The organism is Dietzia sp. DQ11-44 (genome assembly GCF_014145205.1).
Taxonomy (GTDB): Bacteria; Actinomycetota; Actinomycetes; order Mycobacteriales; family Mycobacteriaceae; genus Dietzia; species Dietzia natronolimnaea.
Window position 1 is genome coordinate 1 of sequence record NZ_JAALEC010000561.1, and the last position, 2,940, is coordinate 2,940.

Annotated in this window: 3 protein-coding genes and 1 pseudogene; all 4 read left to right on the top strand. The window is 69.1% G+C overall.

The features are described 5' to 3' along the window. The first annotated feature begins 278 nt into the window (after positions 1 to 278). Positions 279 to 1,103: a translation elongation factor Ts gene (gene tsf / locus G6018_RS13425; protein WP_179525458.1), complete on the top strand. Its 825-nt coding sequence runs from the start codon at positions 279 to 281 to the stop codon at positions 1,101 to 1,103. 239 nt (positions 1,104 to 1,342) lie between these two features. After that, positions 1,343 to 2,068, top strand: coding sequence for a UMP kinase (gene pyrH, locus G6018_RS13430; RefSeq protein ID WP_179525457.1), 726 nt, complete (start codon positions 1,343 to 1,345; stop codon positions 2,066 to 2,068). Between the two features lie 48 nt (positions 2,069 to 2,116). Continuing rightward, a complete protein-coding gene (frr, locus tag G6018_RS13435) occupies positions 2,117 to 2,674 on the top strand; it encodes a ribosome recycling factor (RefSeq protein ID WP_182610948.1) in 558 nt (185 codons plus the stop codon). A 46-nt stretch (positions 2,675 to 2,720) separates the two neighbouring features. Continuing rightward, positions 2,721 to 2,940, top strand: a pseudogene (locus G6018_RS13440) (phosphatidate cytidylyltransferase); the annotation flags it as partial.

Consider the following 2,940-nt stretch of genomic DNA (forward strand, 5'->3'; position numbering starts at 1 on the left):
GACCGAGGCCCCCGCGGCCGAGGCCGAGGCCGCTGCGACGGAGGCCCCCGCGGCCGAGTCCACCGAGGCCTGATCTCCCACCACCAGCTCGAGCACGTCGGGCCCGGCCGCCCACGATCCCCACGCGGGATCTCCCGGGGGCCGGGCCCGACGTGTCGGTGACGGTGGGCGAGGGGTCCCCCGGCGCCGAGGCGTCTAGGGTGGAGTCGATCGCGCCCGCCGGCCGACGTCAACAACTTCCGACACATCACGAACTCTTTTAGGAGGGTCGCCCCACCATGGCGAACTACACCGCTGCCGACGTCAAGCGTCTGCGTGAGCTCACCGGCTCCGGGATGATGGACTGCAAGAAGGCACTCGAGGAGACCGACGGCGACTTCGACAAGGCCGTCGAGGTCCTGCGCATCAAGGGCGCCAAGGACGTGGGCAAGCGTGCAGAGCGCACCACCGCCGAGGGCCTGGTCGCCGTCAAGGACGGTGTCATGATCGAACTCAACTCCGAGACCGACTTCGTGGCGAAGAGCGCCGAGTTCATCGCGCTGGCCGACAAGATCGTCGACGTCGCCGCCTCCCAGGGCATCTCCGACCTCGACGCCCTCAACGGCGCCGAGCTCGACGGGTCGACGGTCGCCGACGCGGTGGTCTCGTTCTCCGCCAAGTCCGGCGAGAAGCTGGTCCTGCGTCGCGTGGGCAAGCTCGACGGCCCCGTCGCGGTCTACCTCCACAAGCGCTCCTCCGACCTCCCGCCGGCCGTCGGCGTGATGGTGGCCTACCAGGGCGAGGGCGAGTCCGCCGAGGCCGCCGCCCGCTCGGCCGCCATGCAGATCGCCGCGCTCAAGGCGCAGTACGTCTCGCGCGACGAGGTGCCCGCCGAGATCGTGGCCAAGGAGCGCGAGATCGCGGAGGCCACCGCCCGCGAGGAGGGCAAGCCCGAGCAGGCTCTGCAGAAGATCGTCGAGGGTCGTCTCAACGGCTTCTACAAGGACGTCGTCCTCCTGGACCAGCCGTCCGTCACCGACAGCAAGAAGACCGTCGGCGCGCTCCTCACCGAGGCCGGCGCCACGGTGACGGCCTTCCTCCGTTTCGAGGTCGGCCAGGCCTGATCCGCCCCTGGTACCCGCGCTCGCGGGTACTCCTCCGACGGCGGCACCCGGACTCCCGGGTGCCGCCGTCGGCGCGTGTCCGACCGGCCCCGTACGCGGGCGCGCGGGCTGCGGTGTGGCGGCGGTGGCGATAGGGCAGAATAGACGAGGTCCCACCAAGGGCCGTACGGCTTCTCGACGACGACGTCGGGGGCGTTGACGCACGAGACGGGCGTGATCCGTCCGGGACGAGGAGAGCGATGACCGACCCGCGGGACGGCTACAAGCGTGTGATGCTCAAGCTGGGCGGAGAGATGTTCGGCGGGGGCGGCGTGGGGATCGACCCCGATGTGGTCCAGTCGGTCGCCAGGCAGATCGCCGAGGTGTCCCGCACGGGCGCGCAGATCGCGATCGTCATCGGCGGCGGGAACTTCTTCCGCGGCGCCCAGTTGCAGCAGCGTGGCCTCGACCGCGCACGGAGCGACTACATGGGGATGCTCGGCACCGTCATGAACTGTCTGGCGCTGCAGGACTTCCTCGAGCAGGAGGGCGTGTCCACGCGGGTGCAGACCGCCATCCACATGGGTCAGGTCGCGGAACCGTACATCCCCCTTCGTGCCGAGAGGCATCTGGAGAAGGGGCGTGTGGTGATCTTCGGCGCGGGCATGGGAATGCCCTACTTCTCCACCGACACGACAGCCGCCCAACGGGCGCTCGAGATCAAGGCCGAGGTGCTGTTGATGGCCAAGGCCGTCGACGGGGTCTACTCCGACGACCCGCGGACCAACCCCGACGCCGAACTCTTCGCACGGATCGAGCACCGCGAGTGCCTGGAACGGGGACTGAAGGTCGCCGACACGACCGCGTTCAGCCTCTGCATGGACAACAAGATGCCCATCCTGGTTTTCAACCTCCTCACCGAGGGCAACATCGCGCGCGCCGTCGCCGGTGAGGAGATCGGGACCCTGGTCAGCAGCCCGGCCTGAGGCGCGGGATCCGCGCCCCTCATCCACGTAGAGAACGGAAGACAACACATGATCGACGACACCCTGCTCGAGGCCGAGGAGAAGATGGAGAAGGCCGTGGAGCACGTCCGTGACGAGCTCGCCGCCATCCGTACCGGTCGCGCCAACCCCGGCATGTTCAACCGGGTGCTCTGCGAGTACTACGGGACCCTGACCCCCATCACCCAGATGGCGAGTATCGCGGTGCCCGAGCCCCGGATGCTCATCATCAAGCCGTACGAGATGTCCCAGATCGGTCCGATCGAGAACGCCATCCGGAACTCGGATCTCGGCGTCAACCCGACCAACGACGGCCAGGTTCTGCGCGTGACGGTCCCACAGCTCACCGAGGAGCGCCGGCGCGATCTGGTCAAGCAGGCCAAGTCGAAGGCCGAGGACGGTCGTATCGCGCTCCGAGGTGTCCGGCGTAAGGCGATGGACGAGCTCAAGCGCATCGTCAAGGACGGCGAGGCCGGCGAGGACGAGGTCAACGCCGCCGAGAAGGAACTCGACAAGCTCACCCATCGGTACGTGGCCGACGTGGACGAGCTCGTCAAGGCCAAGGAAGGCGAGTTGATGGAGGTCTGATCTCCCAGCACCCGCCGACCCACCCCCGAGACTCGAGGAGAATGTGGTGGACACCGCCCCGCCCGGCCCACCCGGGCCCACAGCCGCGGCCGCGGCTCCGCCGTCGCGGGCGGGAAGGGACCTGACCCGCGCCATCCCGGTGGGCGTCGGGCTCGGGGCTCTGGTGATCGCGAGTATCGCGTTCAACCCCAGGGCCTGGTACCTGGTCGCGGCCGGTGCCGTGGCCATCGGGACCTGGGAGGTGTTCAAGCGGCTGCGGCAGGGGA